The following is a 26025-nucleotide window of genomic DNA, read 5'->3' on the forward strand; positions in this document are numbered from 1 at the left end:
TGACCATCCATTGTCGATCCATTTTAAGATCGACAATGGATGTTTACCCGGATAAAGCAATGTCAAACGTCTTTCTAACAGTTTTCTTCAGGACAACGGGCAAATTCCTGAATTCCAACCGGCAGGGTTTGCGGCTACCGCTCTATCAAAATTTTCTGAACGGCCTTCAGGCCATTTGTCCAGGAAATTTCCATCACATACAATCCTGCCGGCAGGTTATCGACCCGGATACCGGCATCGCTCACCTTGCTGGTCCAATAGACCACTTTCCCGTTCATATCGCTTATACGGGCGCTTGAAACTTGTGTGGAATTCTGTACAAAAAGCTTTTCCGTTGCCGGATTTGGGTATGCGAGGCTTTTGCCCGAACCTGAAAAAGACAAATTCCTGATCCGGCTGTAAGCGAAAGTACCGTCGGTATCCACCATCCTTAAACGATAGAAGCTTTCTTTTGAAACCAAGGGATGTGAATCCACAAAGCGATAGTCCGTCAACACCTGGCTCTCCCGGGCAGCCCCGACAGCCCCGATACTTTCCCAATCTTTTGCATTACTGCTGCGTTCCACTTCGAAGCGGTCACTGTTTGTTTCGGAGGTGGTCGACCAGCTTAGCAATGCCGTATTTCCTTCCGATACGACATCGAAACGGGCGAGCGTGACGGGAAGCGGGCTGTTGGGATTGGTCACCGCGAACGGCGAAAAACTCGTTATGCCCGAGCGGCGTTCCGTGTAGGGGTCACTTCCTTCCACGGAACCTGCCGGTATCTCGTCCCATTTATTGTTTTTGTAATGAGAAATAAAGCACATGCCGCGATCAAAAGAAGGTAATTCATCGGACTTGTTCCAGGTCAGCGACATCGTCACATTGGACCCGCCGGGCACGTCTTCGCTCACATACCAGGTTTTGTTTACCGCCATACTCGTAACAGGGCTTCCCTGAGGAACATTATCCGCGTAAGTCGGGTAGGCACCATCACCAGCGCGAACAGTGAAGTTGTCCGCAATGCCCAGGTTGCTCAGAACCACCGGCGAGTAGCCGCTTTCAGTACCTACCGGAAAGCTGAATTCCTGCGAACCGACATTTTCCTTTTTGAAGCCCCCCGTCCCATCTGTAATAAAATAGCTTCCTGCACCGGCGCCTTCTATCAAAGCATTGTTAACCAACGCTATGTCGTTGTCGCCCAATGCGACCTTCGTATTGCCGGAAAGAAGTATAAGGCTATTTACACTAGCGTCGCCCGTGAGCTGTTTCCTGGCATCGCCGCCGAGGGAGAGGACTGAATATTCTACACCTGGGATGGTTTGCGTACCGGTGCCCACGAAAGCAACCCACGCACCTTCAACACCTGCGTAGAAAGCCCCATTGTTGATAGCATTTCCGTATATGGCAAATACGCCTCTTCCCGTCATCGTGAGACTTGCGCCTGCTGCTATCGTCAAATCATTGGTGACGGCGTTCGCGACACTAATGACCGGGTCATTTGGCGTACCGGCGGGGATATAGACATTCATCGTCGCATCAGGAACTTTGCTATAAGTCCAGTTATCCGCCCTACTCCAGGCAGAACTGTGCGCGCCCGTCCAGGTGCCGGGAGGGTCGGACATTACATAATTGAACGGTACCGTATAAACGCAATCAGAATGATTGATCACCATTTGCACGTAAAGCGTCTGACTTCCCGGGGGCAGGGATAGGACTGGTGTAAAATCGTACCCGTCAAAGGTGCCGGCCGTCTGTGTTCCTTCCTGATCGCTGAAAATGCCTAAAATATCAAATCCGCTCTCCGTTCCGTAGTCGATAATCAAGAGCTTCGGGTCGTCGGTGACCAGAGCGGAGCCTGTTCTTTTTTCCTGGTTATACAGAATTTTGAAATTATCCTGGTCGGCTGCATCGAGCGTTTTAAGTTTTAGAATCCCCGCGTTTTCAAATATTCCCATCGGCAATTTCAGCGAGTCGGTAATGATAGTAGTTCCTTCATTAGTCATGCCTCTACTAGCTTCGTCGTCGATGGTCAGAGAGCCGTTCACCTGGAAATGTGCACATTCTTCGTTTTTTGTCGTTCCGCCCATGAGCATCACATTGCCATCGCAGACAAACTTGCCGTTATTGACGATATCGGCAATACTAAAGAGCGTTCCCTTGACCCGTATTTCAGCCCCGTTTTCATTGATTATGTCACATCGAGGTAGTGAAACCAATCCAAAGTTGTTGTCAAGGGAAAGAAGCCCACCCGACGCATTGTATAACTCACCTGAAACAACAAAAATGCCAACTGATATGGTACCGGTTTCAGTCAGGGTTCCAGCGTTGCCAAGGAGACCGCCATTATTTATCTCAATGGCGGCCCAATCCTGAGGGCCGACAGCGTTGTTGGTGATCGTTATGGTGCCATAGTTGATAAATCTCCCCAAAATCTCCAGTGTACGATTCTGCGAAGCGGTGGAGGTCATAGTAGCGCCGGCTTCCACAGTAAAAGTAGCGCCGTGATTGAGTTTGATACTACCGAAATTGATGTTTGAACCGGCCGGAACAACCGGACTGTTAGGAGTTCCCTCAGGAATGGTGATGTTCGCAGCGGAAGCCGGGATGCCTAAGGGTTCCCAGTTTCCGTCGTCTGTCCAACGCTCGCTTGATGTTCCTGTCCAGGTTTTCTGAGCGAATGATGTGGAGCCTACGGCGCACAAGAAAAGTAACGGAAGTAGAAATTTGTACATGAGGCTAAGGTTTGGTAGATGGTGTTTTTCAAATGTTGTTTTTCGATATGGAGAAGAACCTGTTTAGCCGCCTACGGCTTAACTAACTTCAAGACTTGCGCTTTCCCGTCGTTCTGCAAATGAAAGTTGTATATGCCCGTCGGGAGGTCGCTTACCTGTACCTGTATACGCTCGCCCGGCACAGCCTGAAAGCTGAGCCGTTTCACGGTTTGGCCCGAACTGTTTATCACCCGCAAATTGACCTGGCCGGTCATCTTGGTCATTTTCAGGTTTACGACATCGGTAGCCGGATTCGGGTACATTGAAATCTCCGCTGCATTATTATTGCTTAACACGACGATCCGGCTATACTCTGAGGCGCCGTTAGCGTGCAGGATGTGCAACCGGTAGTATTGTCTGCTGGCCGTAGCGTTGCTATCAACGTAGCTGTATTGATGAAGATCCGGAATGTTGTCGGCGGCAACTTCTGTCAGTTTGGTGAAGATTTTTCCGTTGGTACTTTTCTCAATCTCGTAGTGATCAATTTCTGATTCATTTTCGGTAATGAAATTGAGCATCGCCATTTGTCCTTGCTGGTGCCAGGCGACGTTGAACGAGATAAGATCCACGGGCAATGCACCCGGTGAGCCCGATACGGTTTCAACATAGCGCCAGGGGCCGTACAACTGCCCGGTAATAGCCGTGGCGGGATTGTACTTAACACGTGCCCTGACATCGGTAAGGCGGCCCGGGAGTTTGTCCACTACGGTTTTCAATTCGATACCGGATAGCCCCAGGTCGGTGTATACGTTTTGCTGTGCGGTGAATGCGCCGCTATTGGAGATGGGCGAACCGGTGTAAGGAGTGCCGTTTCGCCTGGTTTCCCATACCAGTTTGCCCTTATCCCTGCCCATGAATGATCTGGCAAACAATCCGGCACCAAATTGCGAATTACTGAAATTGGTGATGTTCACCGGTGTGACCAGATCCGTATTGTACAGGTCAACATTATTACGTTTAAAGTTTTTTGCCGCATTTCCGTAGTGGACAAACACCATTCCTTCATCTGTTTGCCCGTTGCTATAACGGCTGGCACCTGTCATGATATCGCCGAAGCCGTCCCCGTTAATATCACCGCCACCGGCAACCGATATTCCGAATTGCGCTCCTGCTTTGCTGCTTTCCAGTAATTTGGCCACGTCTGCAGTAATGCCTGACGGAGATCCCAGGTAGATCATCACGGCTCCCTCGTCGAGCTGCGGAGCGGTATAGTGGAACGCGCCAATGATCACGTCCGAGTAACCATCGCTATTCACATCCCCTGCACTTGCGACGCTGCCTCCAAAGGAAGCTCCTGCCTGGTTGAACTGGAGCACCCGATTGGGCAAAGCGGCTATGCCGGTTGCTGACCCATGGTAGACGAATACATTTCCTTCATTGCTTTCACCATCATCATAATTAGGTGCTCCGATCAAGATATCACTGAACCCGTCGCCATTTACATCTCCGGCACGCGCTACGGTAATGCCAAAGTCGGAATTCGTCTGGTTAGATTCGAGCATTCGCGCAGGCGTGGTGATAATACCGGCAGCCGAACCATGAAAAACGAAAGCAGCACCTTCATCAGTTTCTCCGTTATCATACTGGGTAGCGCCAACGACGACATCTGCAAACCCGTCGCCATTTACATCGCCGGCCGAAGAAACAGGAAAACCGAAGCCGGCACCTGCCTGGTCCATTTCCAGCGTGGCTGTGGAATTGGTATTGATACCTGAAGCGGAACCGAGATAAAGAAAAACCCCTCCTTCTCCCGTTTGTCCGTTGTTGAAACCGGTGGCACCGACCAGCAAATCGTCATATCCATCGCCGTTCACATCGCCCGCAGCGCTTACCGAAATTCCGAAGAAGGCAAAAGCCTGATCTTTTTCGAGTAAAACCGGAGCATTGATAATACCTCCGTTTGATCCGTAGTACAGGAATGCAGCACCTTCAAATGCTTCTCCGTTGTTGTAGAAAGGAGCGCCAACGATCACATCGTCGTACCCATCGCCGTTCACGTCACCTGCCGACGCAACTGAAATTCCGAAGCCAGAGGATTCCTGGTTTCTCTGCAGCGTGGTTGGCACTCCGCTCAGTCCGTTGGCAGTTCCAAGGTAAACAGTCGCGGTGCCCTCGTTATACTGCCCGAAATCATATTGCGGCGAGCCTACAATCACGTCACTGAATCCGTCTCCGTTAATGTCGCCTGCAATGGCTACCGAAGTGCCCAGCCTCGCTTCCGCCTGGTTAAGCTCAATTTTGGCAGAATACCTCGTAGCAAGCACATCAGCGGAACCGTACAGCATAGAGATACCACCTTCATTTTCCTCAGGGCTGTCAAAACCATGATGCCCGAATATCAGATCACTGTACCCGTCTCCGTTGACATCGCCGGCACTGGATGCACAGCTCATCAAACTAGACGGTTGATTAGTCTCAACAATTTTAGCAGCATAGCCAGCCAGGCCAGCTACCGATCCCATGTAAATGTAAGCAGCGCCTTCGTAGGTTTGACCTTTGGAATAAAGGGTAGCTCCTGCCACCACATCAGCAAAACCGTCTCCGTTCAAATCACCTGCACCCGATATACTTCCGCCCAAGTTTCCCTCCGGGATATTGGACTCCATCCGACCAGCCGCCGTTGTGTTAATTCCAGCCGCAGAACCCATAAAAATGTAAACGGCTCCTTCCTGGAATTGCCCACTACCGAACTTAGGGGAGCCCACCGCCACATCACTATATCCGTCTCCATTGACGTCACCGGCGCTCGACACCGATAATCCAAATAACGCGCCTGCCAGGTTGGCGTCAAGCGTCACCGGTAAAGGATTGACACCCGATGCAGATCCGTAGTACAAACGGACAATACCCTCGTCTGTTTCTCCATTATCATAATAGGGTGCGCCTGCAATGATATCACTAAATCCATCTCCGTTCACATCGCCCGCACCAGCTACGGAATAACCGAATTGCGCCCCATCTTGTCCAGACTCAAAAGTAGTTGGCGTGGCCGCGATAATGCCGGATGGAGAACCGTAATAAATGTAGATTGTGCCATTTTTTGTTGTTGAAGGTGCCCCGACAATAACGTCGCTATAAGACGCGCCGATGATCACATCGCTGTATCCGTCACCATTTATATCTCCAGCGCTGGCAACAGAGGCTCCCATGCGTGCAAAAGCAATATTGGGTTCCAGGATAACGGAGGGGGTTGTTGCAATCCCGGAAGCGGAGCCGTGGTAAATAAATACCCTGCCTTCCTGCTGCTCTTCGTTACTCCCATTAGCATTGCCAACAATGATATCGCTGTATCCATCGCCATTTACGTCACCAGCGGTTGAGACAGCGTTGCCGAAGACACTGAATCCCTGGTTGGACTCAAGCATGACCGGCGAGGTGGTATTGAGCCCATTTGCCGAACCATAATACACAAAGACCACGCCCTCCCCAGCCTCTCCATTGGCGTAGCCGGGGGCTCCGACGATCACATCACTATATCCGTCTCCATTCAGATCTCCGGCGCCGGATACCGAGTACCCCATCCAGGCGGCTGACTGATCGCTATCAGCAATAATATCAAGATTGCCCCCCAGCGGACTGGGTTGGTCGTAATAGAGGAAAACAGCCCCCTCGTCGGCCTGGCCGTTATCATACTTACTTGCGCCGATAATAAGATCCTGAAAACCGTCACCATTGAGATCCATCCGGCCAGCAAGGGACTGTCCGAATTTTGACTCGCTCTGGTTAGACTCGAAAATCTGAGTGTAAGTGAAACCAAGACCACCAGCTGACCCCATGTAAAGAAATGCAGCGCCTTCATTTATTTGACCATTGTCATAGTCCGGCGCACCAATAAGCAACTCCTCGTACCCATCTTGATTAATGTCATCCAACGATGCAATCGACATACCAAAATGCGCATTGTCCTGACCTCCGTCATAAGTGGCGTAACCACCGGGGAAGTTGTTTGTGCCATACCAGATTGCTACAAGGCCTTCATCGACATTGCCATTGTCGAAGAAGGGTGCGCCCACGATAATTTCATCGAAACCATCGCCGTTGAGATCGCCCGCTGAACTGATCGCATAACCCATCTGGCAGTTTGCCTGCCTACCCGAGAAAAATCTTGTTCCAGTCGATAATATACCGGTAGCAGATCCAAAGGCCCATAAATAAAAGCCCTCATCTTCATATATATCATCTAAAAAAGGTGCCCCCATACCAACGTCGTCATACCCGTCGTTGTTAAAATCTCCGATACCCGCAACCGACCAGCCAAGTTTGGCTCCCGCTTTTGAGATCTGAAATTGTTTATTTATTACCAGATCGACAGCCGAACCTCTATAAACAGCAATCGTACCTTGATCTGTCAGGGTATGATCATAATTCGGAACACCAACGATCAAGTCGTCAAAGCCGTCTGCATCTACATCCCCTGCTCCATCAACGGCCCACCCGTACTGAGAATTAGCCTGGTCACCTTGCAAGATATATTTCGTGGTGGCTAAATCTAACCCTGTCGCACTTCCGCCGAATACCCAGACCACACCCTCGTCCACCTGTCCATTATCGTAATAAGGAAGACCAATTATTACATCGTCAAACCCGTCGCCGTTCACGTCACCGGCACCTGCAACAGAATACCCCGCCAATGCACCTGCCTGATTCGATTCTACCGGTGGAGCACTAAGTATTGTACTGATTCCTTGTTGCGATCCATAGAACATAAATACCGCGCCCTCATCCACCTCGCCGTTGTCGTAATACGGAGCTCCGACTATAATATCGTCGAAGCCATCTTTGTTCACGTCACCAGCGCCATCTACAGAATACCCCAGTTGGGCATTCGCCTGATTGCTTTCGATGGACGCCGAAGGGCTGCTGCTGATCGGGTCAATGGTTACCGGGTAAGTGGCGCCGAGTGTGTTGACATGGATGGAATATCCTTGTCCATTCTTTTCAAACTGTGCAGCCAGTTCTTTCCCTTTGGCATCCCATACCTTTAACCCGTCATAGTTCAGCACGGCGCCTTCACGGGGGTGGATAAACGATAGACGATTGTTGCTGAATTCCTGTTTGAGTTTTGTTTTTACTGTAAAATTTACTTTGAGTTCTTCGCTGCACGCTAAGGTTTTTTTGACGATAAAATTCTGGCGCATGCCGTCCTCGCCATTGACATATTGCACCGTCATGTTATCGGTAATGTATTCGGCCTGATGGTCCTGTACCGACCACCGGCCGTCGACTACCTGTTGTTTGTCCATCAGAAATTCTACTTTCCATTCCGCCAGGGTTTTATATTGCTGTTCATGCGGCTGCTTTCTCGGGTCGGGTTTTCCTTCCAGGATCTTCGTGGTGCGGGGTTGGACGCTGAAACCGTTCTCGTCATAATAGAAGCGCATGTTGTTCTTCCTGTTGGGCGAGCTGTATTTTCCGAGGCTGTCGATCTTCGTGAATTTGTATTCCGCTTTCTGGATCGATTTCATCACTGAGCCATACCACGCGCTGTTTATCAGGGTATCGCCTTTCGCCTTGTTTTGGCTGGTTTTTGCCTGCACTCCTTTTTGAACAGGAAACGAAGGCAGAAACGTATTTTCATTGGGTGTGAGGGCTTGTTCGGTAGGGATAGTGATCCGCTGTGTCGCAACCCAGGCAGCCATTAATGCGATCAGCATGGCGACCATCGCGATATGGCGTTTTTTGAATTCAGAAAGGGGCTGGTGGGTAGAGATTTTTCTCATGGGGTTTTTTTAGAAGTAGTGAACAGGGTCGGACTTTGCAGAAACGTGGCGTAGAAAAGGGAGGCATGGCGCATATCACCATCCTCGCTGCAAAGGAAATGGCCATGTGCGAAGCATTTCCTACCCATTCGGGTAGTTGTCTATACGTTTGATTGATTTTGCAGAGTTACTTGGCTAATCCGTCGCGAATTATCCCAGCGGGTTTCGGAAACGCAGCAGCAGCTCGCTTCTGCTCGATATTTGGAGCTTGATGTAGATGTTCTTGATGTGGTATTTAACGGTTTCCACCGATATGAACAGTTTGTCACCAATGTCTTTATTGGAGAAGCCGCTTTGCAGCAGGGATAATATCTCGATTTCGCGGACGGTTAGCTTAGCGTCCGGCTGCTTTTGCTGGGGCCTGTTGAAAAACCGGATTACTTCCATCGCGATTTTCGGGGAAATGGCTGCGCCTCCCGCCAGCATTTCCCGCAACCCGGCCCGCAGCTCGCTCAATTGGGAGCTTTTGAGCATATACCCGGTCGCGCCTGCGCAAAGCGACTGGAATATTTTGTCCTGGTCTTCGAACACCGTAAACATCATCACCTGCGTCTGCGGGCTGCTTTCTTTGATGTGCCATACGGCTTCGATCCCGGACCTGCCGGGCAAGCCGATGTCGCAAAGGAGCAGGTCGAGCCGTTGCGAGGGATTCCAGCGGTCGACGAACTCTTCAAATGACGCGGCGGACAGGATGAGTTCGAAATCCGGTTGTACGGCAAAAAAGTCGGACAGCACCTGCCTGATGCCTGCTGTATCTTCAATAATAGCTAGTCTGTTCATCGTAGCTGCAAAATTAAGCGGGATGCTGGGTGTGTTTTCCCACCCATACAGGTAGTTCTACGCCGCTTTGCTTCTTTGCCAATGTGACCGTGACGCCCCGGTCTCCGGATTCTATTTTTAGCTCCGCACGGATTTTATGCGCCCTGTTTTGCATATTCTTAAGGCCGTTACCCTGGCTGGAAATATCACCGAGCCCTCTTCCATTGTCTGTAATGCACATCCGCCATTGCGAATCATTGAAATCAAGGGTAATCTGCGCTTTTCCTGCTTGCGAATGTTTGCATACATTAGTGATCGCCTCTTTATAGATCAGCCACATATTCTGCCTGACCTGCTGGGAAAGAAAAGTGAGCTCGGTAATTCCCTCACTTTCAAACCCGTATTGTATTCCAACCGGTTTCAGGGCAAATTCAGCATAATCTTTCATGCGTTCGGTCAATGTTTTGGCATTATCGTTCCGTGGGTCGATGCTCCACACCACGTCGTGCATACTTTTAACAGCCATACGCCCGGTGTCGATAATTTTGCGGAGATATTCCTTGCGCTGGCTATCGTCGGCATATTGGAGAAAATCAGCTTGAAGGGCAAGACCTGAAATCAGCCCGCCCACCTCGTCGTGGAGATCTTCCGCGATTTTGAGCCGCAGGCCTCTTTCTTTTTCCCTTTGCCTTTCCAGGTACCGGAATACGGCCATCCCCAAAGCCAGGGCGGCAGTGATCAGCAATATCTTAAACCATGCCGTTTCTGAAAATTGTGGCTTAATCCTGATCATCTCCGCCGTCACGATCGCATTGACCTTTCCGTTGGGTGCCGCTGTGCCTACTTCGAGCCGGTAAGACCCCGGCTGCGGCCTTACGAGTGAGATCTCCTTGTTGTTCCCCAGCCTGCTCCACGCCATCTCTTTATCGAGCCTGAAAAAATAAGGGGTTTCATCGGTCGTCCCGCTGATGTCCCCGCCCAGGTGAACCGTAAATGAGATGACGTCGGCGGGAATCACGATTTCAGTCCCTGAATGATAGGGGAGCGTCAAGTCGGCTTTACGATCATTGTCTCTTGTTTGCGTAAGAAGCTGGGTCACATAAAGTGTCCCCGGAGCTTTGGGGCCGGATGCCAGAAGCTTGTCGATAGGTATCACCACAACGCCGCTGACGGTTCCCAGCAAGAGCGTATCGCCGGACAAAAATGAGGCGCCGGTATTGAACTCGTTGGAGGGCAAGCCGTCATTTTCTTTGTAGTTCCGGATCAGGCCGGTTTGCAGGTCGATCCGGCTGAGCCCGTTGTTGGTACCTGCGAGCAATACATTCTTTCGAAAGCTGATGGAATAGACCAGGCTGCCGGCCAGGTTTTTCGTTTCATCGATCCAGGCGACCTTTTTAAAACTGCGCCGGTCGAGCACGACGAGCCCCTTGCCGATGGTAGCCGCATAAACCCGGTCTCCTACAAAAGCCAGCGAGGTACAGCTGGTTTGGTCGTCGCTGCGGTAGACGATCTTTCCGACTCCATCCTTACCATATTCAAAAACAAAAAGCCCGTCGACCGTGCATACCCAGAGCATGCCATCCTGGATGTATAAAGCTGAAACATGCACCTGGCGGGCAGCAAATTCAGCATTGTTGCCATTGCTTTCGATAATTTGCCCTTTTTTTAGATCGGCAAGGTAAAAACCCTGGTAGCATCCCACCCATGCCAGGTTACCTGTGCGGACAATGGAGGTAACGTATTTTTCGTACAGTTGCCCGTATTTAGTGATAGTCTGCGAAAAGGTCCCCTTGGGGATGTCGTACCAATACAAACCGCCGCCTTCAATGCCCAACAGGAGCGTATCCGCCGACCACGGGACGATTTTGTAGACGAAAAGCAAATTGGTCAGCTGCTTTTTGGCACCGGTACGCCCGTCAATTTTGAGGAAACCTTCTGAATAGGTTCCAAGAAATACATCTCCGCTGGGGTGTTTGTAAATAGACCTTATACTGTTTCCCCTGGTAAGGTCAATAGCCTCTATACCAGGCTTGTCCGGCGCCAGCGCGACGCGAAAGATACCCCTTTCCTGACCGGATTCGTACACGATGAGCTGGCTGAGATTGTAATTGTTGTGTTCAGGAATGCGCTTTCCGGCGATAATACTTTGCGTGCCGGCCGTTGTGATGCTGCTATTCTTGAAATCGAAGATAAAAAGCTCATTTTCAATGGTGGTTATCAGTACCTGATGCCTGGAAAGCGGGGTTTGGTAGGCGCAGCGCACGGGGTGGGGCAGTCTGACATTTTCGATAACTTTTGAATGGCAATCCAGGAGTTTCAGCTCTCCCCGGTCGGTAAGAAACAGGATTTTTCCGGACTCGTGATAAACCGGGTGCTGAATGGATTTATCAGTAAAGTCATTCTGCTTGATGACCTCTTTCAGCACATATCTGTTATTTTCTGGATGCAGCCTCACGATGCGTGCCACGTAGCCGGTGGTGAGCCAGAGATCGCCGTCGGCCTGTTCGTGAATCCAGTTGACCGCCCCTTTTCTTGGCCCGTCGTTGATCTTATCTTTCAGATCAAATATCTGCCGGAGGCTATCCGCCTTCACCTCATACAGTTTTCCCCATCCTGCCGCTACCAATACACGTCCGGCCCTGGTCTGCATGACATACCCGGTAGCACCGGCATTGTCCGCATCATTTGCGGCGGTCGGAAATTGGAATGAATGATGTTTCCAGGTTTTCAGGTCCAGCCGTATCAGCATTTGCCTGGTTCCTATCCAAAGCCGGTCGTGATCGTCGCAATGAATGAATTTAATGGTATAAGGCTGAATCCCGAACTGCGGGCCGAGCCCGATGACATTGTTCCCGTCGAAACGGTATATATCCCTGTTTGTAAAAAACCAGAGAAGTCCCTTTGAGTCGTAAACCGCCTGTTTAATATTGCGGTCCTTGAACTGCCGGGGAAGCGATATATCCGTTATCTGTAACCTGGGCCCGACAGCATGCGCGTAAGAAAATAAAGAGAAGCCCAGTAACACCGAAAAAATAGCCTTCCGACAGAAATTACCGGCTTTCCCGGATACATTCAGGACGCTGGCTAAACCCGGAACGGAGAAAATTTTCATGGAGTAGGGCCCGTGAGGTGAATTGACAGGCACAAGGTAAAAAAAGACTGTCAGAATCGGTTCCGGGACTTACTGTGGGGGCTTTAAATAAAGCATTTAGTTAGCTTCTGGAAACCCCTGAAACTGCCACTTCATGAGGCCTCCGAAAGCCGCGGTGGCGATCGTCTGCCCGTCGGGCGATATGGCAATGATCCTGGGCGTTTCGTTGCGTAGCTTCATGCGGTAATCGTGTGACGCACCGGTTGCCAGGTCCCAGGTGCGTACGGCTCCGTACACGCCGGCGGCCATCCATTTGCCGTCAGGAGAAAAGAAAATGCGGGCGGGCGTTTCAGTTTTGAGCTCAGCAGGGTAGTCCCGAAACTTTTCTGATTGCACATCCCAAACCCTTACAGCTCCGAATATGCCTGCCGCCACCAACTTTCCGTCAGGGGAGAAAACAGGCGATGTGGGTGTCTCATTCACCAATTTTCCCGGAAGGGTAGGTTTCATGCCACTGCACGAGACAAATGTCAAATAAATAGCAAGGGATAATAATGTGCACGTTCTTAATTTTTTCGCTTTCATATGAGATTTCCGGTTACATACCTTCATGACAACGATTCGTGCGCACGCCCCTATATGCCCGGGCGTATTTACCTAAGTTATTTGGGGTGATGTTAACGGCAATGCGCTATTCCCCGATGATCTTTTTGCGGTGCTCCATGCCCCATTCGGTCAGGTTGGTGATGATGGTCTGTAAGTGAACAAAATTTGAGCCGCTTACCGGGCCGTCGGTGAGGGCCTGGTGTTGCACGCGCAGTGCTGCCGGATTAACTTTGCGGAATGATCTTCCGTGTGCTCCTGCTTGTTATCTTTCTGCTGTTTAGCGGATCCGGTCACGGGCAAAACTACATCTTCAACCGGCTGACGATCGGCGAGGGCTTACTGTCCAACCACGTGCTTTGCGTGTGGCAGGACAGTACCGGGTATTTGTGGATCGGTACGCAGGGTGGGTTGCAACGTTTCGACGGGATCAGCATGCGGACGGTGCTCGACGAGCGGGTAGACCAGATACTCACCGACAGCGCCGGAACGGTATGGATCCGATCGGGCGGCCGCGTGGCAACGCTGAATACCAGCAATTTTTCAGTCCGTTATGTGGCCTATCAGGGCGACAAAGAAGTGTACGGGCCTTTCAAGGTATGGCTGCGCAAGGATGATGCAGGCCGCGTTTTCCTCGTATATGTTGGTAAAAATTGCCAGTACTTAGGATCTGACGGGAGATTTTCACCGCGCAGCGGACCGTTTACATTACCCGATTCCCTGCTGGTGACCGACGTTGTGCCTGATACGCGCCTGGACAGGTATTGGGTTTTGTCGCGGAATGATTTCGGTTTTTGGGATAAAAAAACGCGATCATACCATTCGGGATCGCAGTCACACGACCCTATGCTTGCCAGCCGGAAGCTGCCGCCGGTGATTCAGCGGCTGTTCATCGACCGGAAGAGCCGTTACTGGATGGTGGCTACCGGGCCATCCCGGACGCGCTTTTTCTGCTTTGACAGGGCCAGCGGGAAATTCACCACCGATACGCTCGGCATGAACGGCGGCGACGCCTCCGATTTGTATGAAGTGTACGGTTTCGGCAATTACGAGGATTCCATTGTCGTCGCTTACGGCATGAATTACTTCCGCGGCCACCATGGCAAGTCGTTCATCGACCTCCGATCGCCGGGCAGCAATCCTTACGGCATTCATTTCAATTCCATTGCGGGTATTTTTCAGGACAGGGAGGGCATGTTGTGGGTCGCTACCGACAATGGTTTGTACTACACGGCGGGCAATAAGAACCAGTACACGCATATTTTATTCAGCCAAGAAAAACGCCGTGCATCCATCAGCAGCCTGCTTCCTGACCGGCAAAACCGGCTCTGGATCGGCACATGGGGGCGGGGCACCTTTGTATTGAGCAACGAATTCAGCAACCCTCAGATCGAGCCGGTGGCAGCATTCAACAACCTGGGGGATCCCATGCAGCGGGTACTAGCGCTTTACGAAGACCGCCGCGGCGATGTATGGGCTGGCTGTGACCAGGGGCGCATTGCCCTGTACCATACTGGCAGCAAAACGGCGACGCTTTATGCACCGAAAGCTTTCGAAAACAGCAGCGTAACCCAAATCGCCGGTGACAAAGCAGGGAAGCTATGGATCGGTTTGCGAAACGGCGATATCTGGGTGCATGACCCTTCTTTGCCATTCTCCGATAAAAACCTGAAAAAAGCATTTGCCCTAGGCGGCGCGGTGAACCGGATGCTTTTCCTGCCCGACGGCCTTCTTTGGGCAGCGGTGACCGGGAAAGGCTTGTACATCATCAACGCGCAGCATGAACGGCTCGTGCATACGATCGACCTGGCAAAAACCGGTAACAGTTACATTGCCGGCATTAGGGACATTATGCCGCTGAATGACTCGCTGGTGATGGTGGCGGGCGAAAGACTGGGTACAATCAATACCAAAACCTACACCGTTCGTTTTGACAATGCCCACACCGGCCGGTTGGCGGGGACGATTTTCGCCCTTGGGAAGGACCAGAACCAGCATATCTGGCTCGGCGGCGCCTCGGGGATCTACAAACTCAACCCGTCGACGAAAATGCTTACAAAATACTCCCAGCAGGACGGGCTGCTCACCATCCACAGCAACAGCTATGTGCCGGAGCGAAGCGCTACGCTGAAAAACGGCCGGCTGGCATTCGGAGGCAATCAGCATTTGGTCATCTTTGACCCTAACGAGTACAAAACATCGCCCCGTCCGCCCGACGTCACCATTACCGGCTTCCAACTGAACAACCGGTACCTTTCCCTTGATTCGCTGCTGCGGCCGGGAGCTATCACATTGCCCTACACCCACAACAGCTTCCGAATCGATTTTGCCGCGATCAGTTTCGCACAGCGGGAGCGGACTACCTACGAATATAAAATGGATGGGCTCGATGCGGATTGGATGATATTGCCTTCGGGCGGGCATGTGAGCTATAACTTCCTTCCCGACGGGCGGTACACGTTTTCGGTTAGGGCCAAAAACGAGCAGGGCGAGTATTCGCCCAAAACGACCACGCTGGAACTGCGTATCAAACCCCCATTCTGGAAAACGATCTGGTTTTACCTGCTGGTTGCCTCGCTTACAGCCTGTGTGCTTTTTTTTCTCCACCGGCTCAGGGTCGAAAAGCTCCTGCATATCGAGAAAGTCCGGAACCGCCTCGCCCGCGACCTGCACGACGACATGGGTTCGACGCTCAGTACCATCAACATTCTCAGCAGCATGGCCCTGGACCAGAAATCGCTCGACGAGGCAAAAAGCAAGCAGTACCTGACCACCATCAGCCAGAGCACGCATCAGATGATGGAGGCAATGGACGACATCGTATGGAGTATCAACCCGGTGAACGACAGCATGGCGAGAATCCTCGCTCGCATGAAGGAGACCGCCGGGGCAGTCCTGGAACCCCAGCAAATCGACTACCGCTTCGAAACGGAGCCGTCGGTGGCGGAGCTGCACTTGTCGATGGAATCGCGCCGGGAAATCTTCCTGATCTTCAAGGAAGCATTGAATAACATCGTCAAATATGCCGGTTGCAGCCTGGTGACTGTGGGGCTATCCAGAAAGGCCGCGCAGCTAATGCTCACCATCGCCGATAACGGGGTGGGTTTCGACATGCCGCAACCCGGCAGCACGGTAAGGGGCAACGGCCTGAAAAACATGCAGATCCGCGCCGGGAATGTAAATGGCACCCTGACGGTCGTTTCCAAGCCTGGCGATGGCACTACCATTACCTTGTGGATGCCCATCGCATGAATATGCGTTGTTTCTGAATCTTGTAGCTGTGATCTTTGCATTGTCAAAATCGCTGAAAGAGTCAAGGCGATGTCAAAATGGATCAAAAAGTTATGATAAGGGTACTGCTTTACGATGATGTGGCGCAATTCAGGGAAACGATCGGCCTGCTGCTCGACGGGACCGACGAATTCAGCATTGTAGGAAAATTTGGGAATTGTGAGTCCGCAGCTTCCGACGTGGCATTGCTGAAACCCGACGTGGTGCTGATGGACATCGATATGCCCGGCGCCAGCGGAATCGACGGGGTGAGGATGATCCGCAGGAAAAATGATAAGGTCAAAATCATCATGCTCACCGTGTTCGACGACAACCGCAACATCTACGACGCCATCCGCCTCGGAGCCAATGGTTATGTGTTGAAAAAGAGCTCGCCTTCGGCCATTATCAGTGCCATCAGGGACGTGTATGAGGGAGGGGCGCCCATGAATTCCTCCATTGCGACGCAGGTACTCCAGATGTTTGCAGGGATGTCGCCCGGCGATGAAAACTACGGGCTTACCGATAAAGAAAAGGCGGTGCTCAAATCACTTGTGGACGGCAACAGCTACAAGATGGTAGCGGCCGACCTGAACATTTCCATCGACACCGTGCGGACGCATATCCGGAATATTTATGAAAAACTGCAAGTCAATTCCAAAAGCGAAGCGGTGGCCAAGGCACTGAAAAACCGGATAGTCTGACCGCACTTTCCGCATTCGTATACCGTGTAACGTTCAACCTTTAAAGCCTGATCCGGATCGGGAAACACAAAGGGTTCTACCGCAGGGCGAGATTTCGCCAGGGCACCGCTATGCCCAAAAAAATAGCTTGCATCCATTAAAATCAACATTTGTCCAAATTAGCCATGAAAAATACTACCACATTCGCCTGCTTCATTCTCCTGATTTTCGCCTTGGCGGCCTGCAAAGAAAAGTACGTCGAAATACCGCCGGACGTCAGCAAGCCGGATCGCTCCGATACGATCCGTATTCCCATTCCCTCCGACACGAGCAAGCCGCTGCCCGCCATGGACAAGCGCGTGTTCATCCGGGTGATGATTAAAGTCGGGGAAGTGCTGTACGACAGCATTCCGGCCCAGCTGATTGTCAAAAGCTGGGATGCCAAACAGGAAATGGATTACAAGATCCACTATCTCGCGGCCGGTACCCAGCAGATCTACCTGTCTGCCAAAGCGGTGCGCTTCGAGCTGTCGGTTTCCAAATGGGGTATGAATGCGCACCGCACATTATCTCAGGCCAAAGTACAGGAGAACGCCTTGTACGATCTTGGCGGGGAGCTGCCGGCGAAAAGGATCAGGTCAGTCACACAAGCCAGAATCAAGGACGGCGTCAGTAAACCTTACACCAAAACCGACTATGAGTACCACGCAAACGGCACCGTGAAGCAACGCCTCTTGTGGGGAAAACGGGCCGATATGTCAACCTATCTCATGGAAAAAGACATTTTCGGCTACACCGACGGATATATCACCTCCATCCTGACCTATGATGAAAGCAATGCCCTGCTCAAAAAGCAGGCAGTGCGCTACGACGCGGAAGGACGCGTGGTATCTCTCGAAGAAACCAGGGGAACCGCGACAATCACAACCAACGCCAGCTATTTCCTACTCGAAACCCGCTCCGGCGTCACCCAGGATTACCGCATCGACGCGCAATACCAGTTTGAAAACGGGAAGTACACCGATTATTATTCCAAAACCATGCATGGTGGAATCGCTTTGCTGGACGTCTATTCGGGCCACACCGGCAGCAGGGAGGAAGGCACTTACAACTATGATTCTTGCATTAATCCTTACGTCCACCTCAAAATTCCGGAAGCGCATTTTAACCAGTATGTCAAACATAACATGGTGATCCAGCGGAAAATCCGCAGCGGAGCCCGCCCGCAACACGAGCCTTATGATTTTAAATACACTTACGACGCCGACGGCTATCCCAAAGAGCTGATGACCAAATACCGGTCCGTAGAAACCAGGGCGGATACTTATATGATGCGCACCGTTTTTACCTATTAATTACAAATCCATTTGAAAATCCTCCGGTAATGCCATGAATAAACTATCAATTTTTATTGCCGTGATAAGCCTGCAAGTGCTTGCTTCCTGCGAAAGCAATGAAACCGCTCCCGAAAATGCCAGTGAGCTTGCGGCACAGATCGGTGCGCTGGTGGATCAGCGCACGGGAAATGTACCGTTCGAAGCGCCGGTGGCGTGGGCCATGATCGAGAATGGCCAGACAAAGGCATCGTTTATCCAGGGGGCGGAGGAGCCGGGAGGCGCCACAAAAGTATCCGACCGCACCCTTTTCATACTCGCTTCTACCGCCAAGCTTTTGACCAGTACCATGGTGATGAAAGCCGTGGAGGAAGGCAAACTGCAACTGACGGCGAAGGCGGGCGAGCATCTCAACGGACTTCCGGCAACCTGGGTGCCAGTCACCATCGGCCAGCTCCTCTCTCACGCCGACGGCATTCCCGATGTGATGGAAAACGAACGTTACCGCGCATTGCCGATCGAAAAAAGGGAACACATGAGCCGTACCGATTACCTGGCCCACGCAGCAGAAATGCCGTTGCATTTTACACCCGGCTCACAATCCCGGTATGGCCAGACGGGCTTCGTGCTGCTGTCGGTGATCCTGGAAAAGGTATATGGAAAATCTTACGAGGAGATCGTCCGCGAAAAGATCCTGAACCCGCTCGAAATGACCGATACTCGCTTTATTACACATCATTCGGCCATCGAAGGCTCTAAACCGCAGATTTTTGAAGTGGAGGGCAAAGGATTCAGGGCAGTGACGCCGGAATATGTGTATGCCGACTTCGCGACCGCCGGAGTATGCAGCAGCCTGCGCGATATGAGCAGGTTCATCGCTGGTCTTCAAAACAACAGGCTGATTACCGAGCCGCATTTCAGGCAACTTTATACGCCTGTCAAAGGGCTGCCCGGCTTTGCCCTGGGCTGGGAATACCGCTATAAGGATGGCGAGCTGATGGCCGGGCACAGCGGAGGCTGGTCGGTGGTGGTAATGCACCTTCCCAAAAGCAACACGACCAGTATTTTCCTATCCAGCGCCGCCGACGAATCCATTCTCACCACGGGTTATCAGGCAGCCGAAAAAGTAAAGCAGTTTATTGACAAACGCTGATGCAATTCAACCCTCATTCAAAAATGAAATCACTTATTACCGCTGCAATAATGGCCCTGCTCTCCCTGCGGGGCCATGCGCAGGCCGGCGCTCGCGAGTTCCCGCGCTGGCATATCAACCTTGAAGGACTCACGCAGACCACGGGCGTTTTCGCAGAATCGTACAGGCTTCCGGGGATCAGAACCCAGTTTTCGGGAGGCAAAGGCTTGCAAACAGGTGTTGAATATGTGTATTCGGGTAAAAAATGCGGACAACTATTCCAGCACACGGCCCTGGCAGCTTATGGCACACGCCACGAGACGGGATGGGGCGCCATGACGGCGCTGGGCTACCGCTTCCTGCTGGGCCGGGCTTATGTGGAAGCGCAGGCCGGCGTCGGCTACCTGCAAACTACTTTCCGCCAGGACAGAGAACTCCAAGACGACCAGGGCAATTTCTCCCGGGAGAAATTCCGGGCGTCGGGACTTGCGCCGGTAGCCGCATTGGGCGCTGGTTATCAGATTAATACAAAATGGAAAGTATACCTGCGCTACTACCATCACGCGCAACTGGGTACCGAAGCAACGCCCGGCGACGTGCGGCTGCACCGGAACCTGAACCTGGGAGTAAGTTTAAAATTGAAATAAAAACCTTCTGAACATCCGAAATGAAACATTCATTAATCGTTGCGGCATTGCTGCAACTGACCTTACACCTGAGTACCGGGGCGCAGTCCCTGCCTGAGAAAAAACTCGCATCCGTCGCCCTGGTTTCCGACCTCGATATGATCCGAACGAGCGTCGTGACACTCCACCCGGGCCTGGGAAGGTTTGAGCCGCGTGAGCATTTCCTGCATTCGCTCGATTCGATCAGGAGCGTCGTCGCCGGCCGGGATTCCACTACTTTGATGTCCTTTTTCAGGATGGTCAACCCAGTATTGACTAAACTGCGTTGCGGGCACACCAAATTTTTTTCGCCGATGAAGGGCTTTCCATTTTATTTTTATACCAACAGCCTGATGCCCGTCATTGTGCGGTTCGACGATAGCGGCGGTTTGCTGGTGACGAAGTCGGAGTATCCGCAGGCCGTCGGGAAGTACATTACGCAGGTAAACGGGCAGCCGATCGACGCCATTCTACGTGCGCTGCGCGCGCAGATGTTTGTCGACGGTTTCGTACGCTCGTCCGCCGATGCGCAAATCCAACAGTATTTCAGCGCATGGTACGCCGACTTCATCCAGCAAAACGAAGGCCCATTCACAGTGGCATTGGCCGATGAATCCAACAACCGCACCTCGATCGACATGAAGGGCATCGGCACCGAAGCCTGGCAAACGCTCAACCGCGGCAGTTCCAGCCTGTCCACCCATAACCACCTCAGTTTTCCATCCGACTCCGTAGCCAGGCTCCGCATTGCGACTTTCTATTCGACCCAGGGCGACAAACATTTCAAACGCTTCCTCGACTCCGCTTTCACGGCCATCGACCAGCGTCGGGTGCGAAGGCTCATCATCGATGTAAGAGGTAATGAGGGAGGAAACGATGCGCTCGGGAAAGAACTTTACGCGCACATTGCCCTGCGTGATTTCCGCTATTACGACCATGTTGAAGTGAAAGTGCGGCGCAAAAAGGACGTTCCGCACCGCGACAATGCTTACCTGCCGCGGTTCATCGGCTTAGCCAGGCTGTTTATCAGAAAGGATGCGTCGGGCCGTTTGCAGTTCCGTAAACACCAGAACCTGGGCATACATCATCCGCGCCGCAAGGCCTATACCGGAGAAGTGGTTTTCCTAATGGATGGGCTGAGCTATTCTGTTACGGCTGAGTTTCTGGCCGTCGCACGCCACCAGAACCGCGGACTGTTCGTGGGCGAAGAATCCGGCGGTGCCTACCAGGGCAACAGCAGCGGCACATTCGCCATTTACAAGCTGCCAGCTACCGGCCTGGATTTGGGTATTCCGCTCGCGGGTTATTACCCGGCTATCGGCACCGAGCCTGAGAAAGGCCGCGGCGTGTTGCCCGATGTAGCCACCCGCCCTTCCCGGCAGGATCTGCTGTCGAACCAGGATCCGGATACTGTCGCGTCCAACCCGGGTAACTAACCGCCGCCGGTCACGTCGATTTTCAGCAAGTCGCCCTCGCCTGTCACTTTGGTTATCTCAAACGGTGTGCCGTCAAAATCTTCACGCCCCGCCAGGAGCTTGCTATACTCCTCACCATTTGTTTGTACCAACGGCCCCCCCGTCCGGATCAGGCGAAATGCTGTTTTCCCTGTTGCAGGAAAACGAAACGGACAGCAGAATCAAGAAGAGGAACGCGACGCATTTGGAAAGATTTGTTTTCATTTTTGCTAACAGATTAAGTTGTTTTTTATGAAGTCGTAAAAAGAATTTGAAACGCTACTGCTTTGAGCCGGAAAAGATTACCGTTATGAGAATTACGGCACCAGGAAGGTTAGAGCATTTTTGTCAAAAAATTAGGCGGCATCGCATTCGCGTATTACTTTTGGTGCCACCTGCAATTGCTCCTCGCCAACCTGCACCAGTCATTTTGAAATCGCTTGTAAACCACATATCGGGACTTTTACTGCTGGCAGTGATGCTGGCGAAGGTTTTTGTGGTACCAGTGATTTACCTGGATTTCGAGCTCCGGAAGGATTACATCATCGCGACACATTGCCAAAACCGGTCGCGTCCCCAGCTGCATTGCGACGGGAAATGTTACCTGGCCAAACGGATCGCCCAGGCTGCCAAAGAGGAGCAGCGGCAGGCGGAGAATGACCTGATGAGCAAAATACTTTCCGCTCAGGCGCCTGCTCACGAAAACATCACAGGGCTGCAACCGACCACGCATGTGGCGATACCGGAAGCTGTGGTGTTCAATTTCTCCGATCCCCTCAATGGACAAAACCTTGTCCCGGACATATTCCGCCCGCCCATCTGCTGACATTGTACACCATACATTGTCATAACAGAAATCCGGCCTTCGGTAATTGTTACCGTCAAGGCTGCTAATCCATTGATTATCATGAAACTTTCCAGGGCTTTGCCAGCGATGCTGGCTGCCGTGGTGGGGATGCTCATGCTTGCTTCCTGCGAAAGCGAAGCACAAGGGCCTGTACCTTCCACTGGCGATAAGGGTGCGCTTACCATTGAATTCGACAACATTGCGGGTGACAAAAACCTCGTGCTCGGCGGCGGCGCGAGCACGAACGGGGCAGGCGAGGACTTCGTCATCACCAAGTTCAATTACTTTGTTTCCAATATCAAACTGCTGCGCGCGGACGGAACGTCGCATACTGTGCCGCAGGATTCGAGCTATTTTCTGATCATGGAGAATAAAAAGGAATCCCAGTTTGTAAGGCTCAAAAACATCCCGGTCGGTACCTACACCGGCCTGGAATTTATGCTCGGCGTCGATAGCTTGCGTAACACCATGCCGATCGAAAAGCGGACCGGCGTACTGGACCCCGGCGGCTCGATGATGGAGGACGGCATGTACTGGGCATGGAATTCGGGCTATATTTTCCTCAAAATGGAAGGTACCTCCTCGAAGGGAAATCCCGTGAACGGCAAGTTTTACTACCACATCGGCCTGTTTGGCGGGTATAGCACCCGCACGGTCAACAACACGCGGGTGGTCAAACTGGGCTTCGGCGAACTGAAAGCGGATGTGACGACGTCCAAAACACCGGAAGTGCATTTGTTTGCAGACGTCCAAAAAGTGTTCAAAGGGCCGGGTACCAATCTGTCGATCGGGCAATATAAAAGTGTGATGAGCCAGCAGCCGGAAGTTGCCGGGCAGATTGCCGACAACTACACGCAGATGTTTTCGCTCGACCATATCCATTGACGGACCATGCTATTCACCTTCAAACCTGGCCGGGCAACCGGCCAGTTACCTTTCGCATGCGCCATTCTGGCCGGTCTGTTCGCGGTGGTAAACATCGCCTGCAAGACAAGCGACGACCCGGGTGTGGAACCGGGCAGCGGTACGCCGACCCCGGTTCAATGGAAGAAACCCGCGCATTTTCCCGATCCGCTATACGATGTCAGCCGTAACCCGCTCACCCGGGAGGGCGTTGAGCTCGGGCGTTTCCTGTTTTACGACGGTATTCTGTCGCGTACCAACCAGATCGGCTGTGGTACCTGCCATCAGCAGGAAGCTGCCTTCACGCACCATGGGCATGAGCTGAGCCACGGCGTCGACGACCTGCTCGGCAGCCGCAACTCGCCCTCAATCCAGAACCTGGCCTGGAACCCGTCGTTCTTCTGGGACGGCGGCGTGCACGACCTGGACCTGGTGCCGTTTAACCCGATCGAAAATCCGGTGGAGATGGACGAGACCGTGCAAAACGTCATCACGAAGCTGCAAAATACGCCGCTACCAACTGCCAAAATGCCGGTTAACTACCCGCAGATGTTCAAAAAAGCATTCGGCGATGAGCAGATTACCAGCGAGCGCATGATGAAAGCACTTTCGCAGTTCATGCTCACCATGGTGTCGGCGGAGTCGCGGTACGACTATTTCCGGCAGGGCGACCCGTCGGCGCTGACGGCGGTGGAACAGCAGGGAATGGCGGTGTTCCGGTCGAAATGCGGCAGTTGCCACGCCGGCGAGTTGTTTACCGATTACAGTTTTCGCAACAATGGGCTCGTCCCTTCCGGGGCCGACGACCAGGGCCGGTTCGGGATTACGGCAAATCCGGCCGATCGCTACAAGTTTAAGGTTCCGAGCCTGCGTAATGTAGGCCTTACGGCGCCCTACATGCACGATGGCCGCTACCACAGCCTGCAAGAGGTGCTCGACCATTATTCGGATAGCATTCATCCGTCTGCCACCCTGGACAGCCTGTTGGTCCGGCCCGGAGAGAAGCCGGGCATTAGCCTGACTGCCAGCGAGAAGCAATCCATTATAGCCTTTCTGCGCACGCTCAGCGATGAGCAGTTTATCCGGGAAAAGCAGTTTTCCGACCCTGGCGTCGGGACGAATTTTTAAACAAAACTTACAATGAGAAACCTGGTTTTTTGTATCATATTGCTGCTGCTGGCACCCCGCCCGCAAGCGGTTGCGTGCGACATCTGCGGCTGCGCGAACAGTGGCGCCTACTTCGGGCTGCAACCGCAATCGCACAAGTCGCTCGTAGGTGTGCGGTACCAGCGAATGCGTTCCGTCACGCACGGCGAGAGCCCGGTGCTCCGTACGGAGGAACATTTTAATATAGGCGAACTTTACACGCGTTTCTTTCCGGTCAAACGCGTGCAGGTGATGGCGTTTGTCCCTTTCCGGGCCGATAAGCAGATCACCTCGGCCGATGTAAAGAAGCAGAGCGGCCTGGGCGACATCACCGTACTGGCTAACTACAACCTGTTCAATACTTTTATGGACAGTGAAAACGCCCGGACTTTCAACCACACGCTGCTGATAGGCGGGGGTGTGAAGCTTCCGACGGGTAAGTTCCGGTTTGACGAGAACAATGCGCTGCAAGTCGCCAATGCCAACTTTCAACTGGGCACCGGCAGCACCGATTGGATACTGAATGCTTTTTACACAATCAGTAAAGACAAATGGGGCCTGGCGGCAAATCTATCCCGCAAGTTCAATACGACTAATTCGGAAGATTATCGTTTCGGGAACCAGTTTTACGGTACCCTGGACCTTTACCGGTCCATCGAGCTGGGAAAGCTGACCCTCACACCGGTCGTTGGCATCTATGGTGAGCATGCGAGCCATGGCGTCCAAAAAGGTGAAATACTCGATATAACAGGGGGCAGGCTGCTCAATGCGACCGCCGGGCTCACGCTGTTTGCCGACAAATGGACGGTAGGCATTACGGGTCAGAAACCCGTCACCCAGAAGAGCGCATCTGGGCACGTTCAAGCGAAGGAGCGTTTGCTGGTACAATTCGCGGTGCTTTTCTGAGAATCGGCAATTGCAATGCAGGCTGCGGCGGTACCGCCGCAGCCTGACCCGCACAGCTTTTTGCCAAATAGCGACAGACTGTTGGTTTGTCAATGCCTGCCGTTCTCCAATCGACTTAGTACTCTTTTAATTCTCAGGCGATTGTATTGTTGCAACAAGATGGGATACAGGTTGTAAATGATATTAGAAACGGTCATTAGCAAGGCCATTCCCATTTTGCCCGTTGACAAAGCGCTAAACGAGCTCAGCGTAAAAAAGACAAAACAGCTGTAATGAAATCTTTCCTGCATCGCGATTTTGACTAAATAGCTACCGGCGTCCTGCCGATTCCGAACGGTCCTATGGCTCTTGCCCATATATCTATTGACCCGGCTCACCAACATACCGTCCTGAACAAGCCAGCGCATCGCGCGAATCCCCACCCGTTCGTAAGCACGCGTATTCGAACTTAGGTTCAGGGCCGAAATCAATTTTGCGGGAACATGGAATGCGATCACACTGACGAAAACGATAACATACAGCATAAATCCCGTTCGCTTTTCAGCAAAATACATTCCCCAATAACATCCAACAACGCTGAACGAGACAATCGTCCACAATACATTAATCAGTTGATTGAGCATTTCGTGATAAAGTAATGGGATGACGGAATATTGGACAAAGTATCAAATCGGGAACATGAGCTTAAAGAACAGCCTGATACGTTGTTTGGTTTAAATG

Annotated in this window: 18 protein-coding genes; 10 read left to right on the forward strand and 8 right to left on the reverse strand. The window is 52.2% G+C overall.

Annotation, left to right across the window (positions count from 1 at the left end):
- Window positions 1–134 precede the first annotated feature (134 nt).
- From BLQ88_RS31620 to BLQ88_RS37425, 6 genes are all read right to left on the reverse strand, one after another.
- Window positions 135–2714, reverse strand: a complete 2580-nt coding sequence (locus BLQ88_RS31620) for a T9SS type A sorting domain-containing protein (RefSeq protein WP_090157026.1) — start codon at window positions 2712–2714, stop codon at window positions 135–137.
- A 71-nt stretch (window positions 2715–2785) separates the two neighbouring features.
- Window positions 2786–8473 (reverse strand): FG-GAP-like repeat-containing protein, encoded by a 5688-nt coding sequence (locus tag BLQ88_RS31625; protein ID WP_090157027.1) that lies wholly within the window; start codon window positions 8471–8473, stop codon window positions 2786–2788.
- 189 nt (window positions 8474–8662) lie between these two features.
- On the reverse strand, window positions 8663–9292 hold the full coding sequence (locus BLQ88_RS31630; RefSeq protein ID WP_090157028.1) for a response regulator: 630 nt from the start codon (window positions 9290–9292) through the stop codon (window positions 8663–8665).
- 13 nt (window positions 9293–9305) lie between these two features.
- On the reverse strand, window positions 9306–12383 hold the full coding sequence (locus tag BLQ88_RS31635) for a sensor histidine kinase (protein WP_090157029.1): 3078 nt from the start codon (window positions 12381–12383) through the stop codon (window positions 9306–9308).
- Between the two features lie 96 nt (window positions 12384–12479).
- Complete coding sequence (locus BLQ88_RS31640; protein WP_090157030.1) at window positions 12480–12872, reverse strand: WD40 repeat domain-containing protein; 393 nt, start codon at window positions 12870–12872, stop codon at window positions 12480–12482.
- A gap of 181 nt (window positions 12873–13053) precedes the next feature.
- Window positions 13054–13176, reverse strand: a complete 123-nt coding sequence (locus tag BLQ88_RS37425) for a hypothetical protein (RefSeq protein ID WP_262485725.1) — start codon at window positions 13174–13176, stop codon at window positions 13054–13056.
- Between the two features lie 29 nt (window positions 13177–13205).
- On the opposite strand from BLQ88_RS37425, the gene BLQ88_RS31645 reads away from it, so the two are divergent.
- From BLQ88_RS31645 to BLQ88_RS31670, 6 genes are all read left to right on the forward strand, one after another.
- Window positions 13206–16217, forward strand: coding sequence for a sensor histidine kinase (locus BLQ88_RS31645; protein ID WP_090157031.1), 3012 nt, complete (start codon window positions 13206–13208; stop codon window positions 16215–16217).
- Window positions 16218–16309: 92 nt separating this feature from the next.
- Window positions 16310–16939, forward strand: coding sequence for a response regulator transcription factor (locus BLQ88_RS31650; protein WP_090157094.1), 630 nt, complete (start codon window positions 16310–16312; stop codon window positions 16937–16939).
- Window positions 16940–17103: 164 nt separating this feature from the next.
- Window positions 17104–18273, forward strand: a complete 1170-nt coding sequence (locus tag BLQ88_RS31655; RefSeq protein WP_090157032.1) for a hypothetical protein — start codon at window positions 17104–17106, stop codon at window positions 18271–18273.
- A 34-nt stretch (window positions 18274–18307) separates the two neighbouring features.
- Complete coding sequence (locus BLQ88_RS31660; protein ID WP_090157033.1) at window positions 18308–19405, forward strand: serine hydrolase domain-containing protein; 1098 nt, start codon at window positions 18308–18310, stop codon at window positions 19403–19405.
- A 23-nt stretch (window positions 19406–19428) separates the two neighbouring features.
- Complete coding sequence (locus BLQ88_RS31665) at window positions 19429–20031, forward strand: outer membrane beta-barrel protein (protein ID WP_143016974.1); 603 nt, start codon at window positions 19429–19431, stop codon at window positions 20029–20031.
- A gap of 20 nt (window positions 20032–20051) precedes the next feature.
- Complete coding sequence (locus BLQ88_RS31670) at window positions 20052–21485, forward strand: S41 family peptidase (RefSeq protein ID WP_090157035.1); 1434 nt, start codon at window positions 20052–20054, stop codon at window positions 21483–21485.
- On the opposite strand, the gene BLQ88_RS37430 is transcribed toward BLQ88_RS31670, so the two are convergent.
- A complete protein-coding gene (locus tag BLQ88_RS37430) occupies window positions 21482–21616 on the reverse strand; it encodes a hypothetical protein (RefSeq protein ID WP_262485726.1) in 135 nt (44 codons plus the stop codon). The two genes, BLQ88_RS31670 and BLQ88_RS37430, sit on opposite strands and share 4 nt — an antisense overlap.
- A 317-nt stretch (window positions 21617–21933) precedes the next feature.
- Between BLQ88_RS37430 and BLQ88_RS31675 the strand changes: the two genes are divergently transcribed.
- The 4 genes from BLQ88_RS31675 to BLQ88_RS31690 all read left to right on the forward strand — a co-directional run bounded on the left by BLQ88_RS31675 (window position 21934) and on the right by BLQ88_RS31690 (window position 25305).
- Window positions 21934–22329, forward strand: a complete 396-nt coding sequence (locus BLQ88_RS31675) for a hypothetical protein (protein WP_143016975.1) — start codon at window positions 21934–21936, stop codon at window positions 22327–22329.
- 81 nt (window positions 22330–22410) lie between these two features.
- Window positions 22411–23235 carry an MbnP family protein gene (locus tag BLQ88_RS31680; RefSeq protein WP_090157037.1) on the forward strand — a complete coding sequence of 275 codons (825 nt, stop codon included), beginning with the start codon at window positions 22411–22413 and terminating at the stop codon, window positions 23233–23235.
- Between the two features lie 6 nt (window positions 23236–23241).
- The gene (locus tag BLQ88_RS31685; protein ID WP_090157038.1) at window positions 23242–24381 is read left to right on the forward strand and encodes a cytochrome-c peroxidase; all 1140 of its coding nucleotides are present in this window, start codon (window positions 23242–23244) and stop codon (window positions 24379–24381) included.
- A 12-nt stretch (window positions 24382–24393) separates the two neighbouring features.
- On the forward strand, window positions 24394–25305 hold the full coding sequence (locus BLQ88_RS31690; protein ID WP_090157039.1) for a transporter family protein: 912 nt from the start codon (window positions 24394–24396) through the stop codon (window positions 25303–25305).
- A gap of 89 nt (window positions 25306–25394) precedes the next feature.
- Here BLQ88_RS31690 and BLQ88_RS31695 read toward each other — a convergent pair whose 3' ends face one another.
- Window positions 25395–25928, reverse strand: coding sequence for a glycosyl-4,4'-diaponeurosporenoate acyltransferase CrtO family protein (locus BLQ88_RS31695; RefSeq protein ID WP_090157040.1), 534 nt, complete (start codon window positions 25926–25928; stop codon window positions 25395–25397).
- Window positions 25929–26025 lie beyond the last annotated feature (97 nt).

Source organism: Dyadobacter soli, assembly GCF_900101885.1.
Classification (GTDB): domain Bacteria; phylum Bacteroidota; class Bacteroidia; order Cytophagales; family Spirosomataceae; genus Dyadobacter; species Dyadobacter soli.

Coding starts and splice junctions, on each gene's coding strand:
- BLQ88_RS31645 (WP_090157031.1), top strand. CDS start 13,206: ATGATCTTCCGTGTGCTCCTGCTTGTTATCTTTCTGCTGTTTAGCGGA.
- BLQ88_RS31630 (WP_090157028.1), bottom strand. CDS start 9,292: ATGAACAGACTAGCTATTATTGAAGATACAGCAGGCATCAGGCAGGTG.
- BLQ88_RS31660 (WP_090157033.1), top strand. CDS start 18,308: ATGAATAAACTATCAATTTTTATTGCCGTGATAAGCCTGCAAGTGCTT.
- BLQ88_RS31650 (WP_090157094.1), top strand. CDS start 16,310: ATGATAAGGGTACTGCTTTACGATGATGTGGCGCAATTCAGGGAAACG.
- BLQ88_RS31690 (WP_090157039.1), top strand. CDS start 24,394: ATGAGAAACCTGGTTTTTTGTATCATATTGCTGCTGCTGGCACCCCGC.
- BLQ88_RS31655 (WP_090157032.1), top strand. CDS start 17,104: ATGAAAAATACTACCACATTCGCCTGCTTCATTCTCCTGATTTTCGCC.
- BLQ88_RS31665 (WP_143016974.1), top strand. CDS start 19,429: ATGAAATCACTTATTACCGCTGCAATAATGGCCCTGCTCTCCCTGCGG.
- BLQ88_RS31680 (WP_090157037.1), top strand. CDS start 22,411: ATGAAACTTTCCAGGGCTTTGCCAGCGATGCTGGCTGCCGTGGTGGGG.
- BLQ88_RS31685 (WP_090157038.1), top strand. CDS start 23,242: ATGCTATTCACCTTCAAACCTGGCCGGGCAACCGGCCAGTTACCTTTC.
- BLQ88_RS31620 (WP_090157026.1), bottom strand. CDS start 2,714: ATGTACAAATTTCTACTTCCGTTACTTTTCTTGTGCGCCGTAGGCTCC.
- BLQ88_RS31635 (WP_090157029.1), bottom strand. CDS start 12,383: ATGAAAATTTTCTCCGTTCCGGGTTTAGCCAGCGTCCTGAATGTATCC.
- BLQ88_RS31695 (WP_090157040.1), bottom strand. CDS start 25,928: ATGCTCAATCAACTGATTAATGTATTGTGGACGATTGTCTCGTTCAGC.
- BLQ88_RS31670 (WP_090157035.1), top strand. CDS start 20,052: ATGAAACATTCATTAATCGTTGCGGCATTGCTGCAACTGACCTTACAC.
- BLQ88_RS31625 (WP_090157027.1), bottom strand. CDS start 8,473: ATGAGAAAAATCTCTACCCACCAGCCCCTTTCTGAATTCAAAAAACGC.
- BLQ88_RS31640 (WP_090157030.1), bottom strand. CDS start 12,872: ATGAAACCTACCCTTCCGGGAAAATTGGTGAATGAGACACCCACATCG.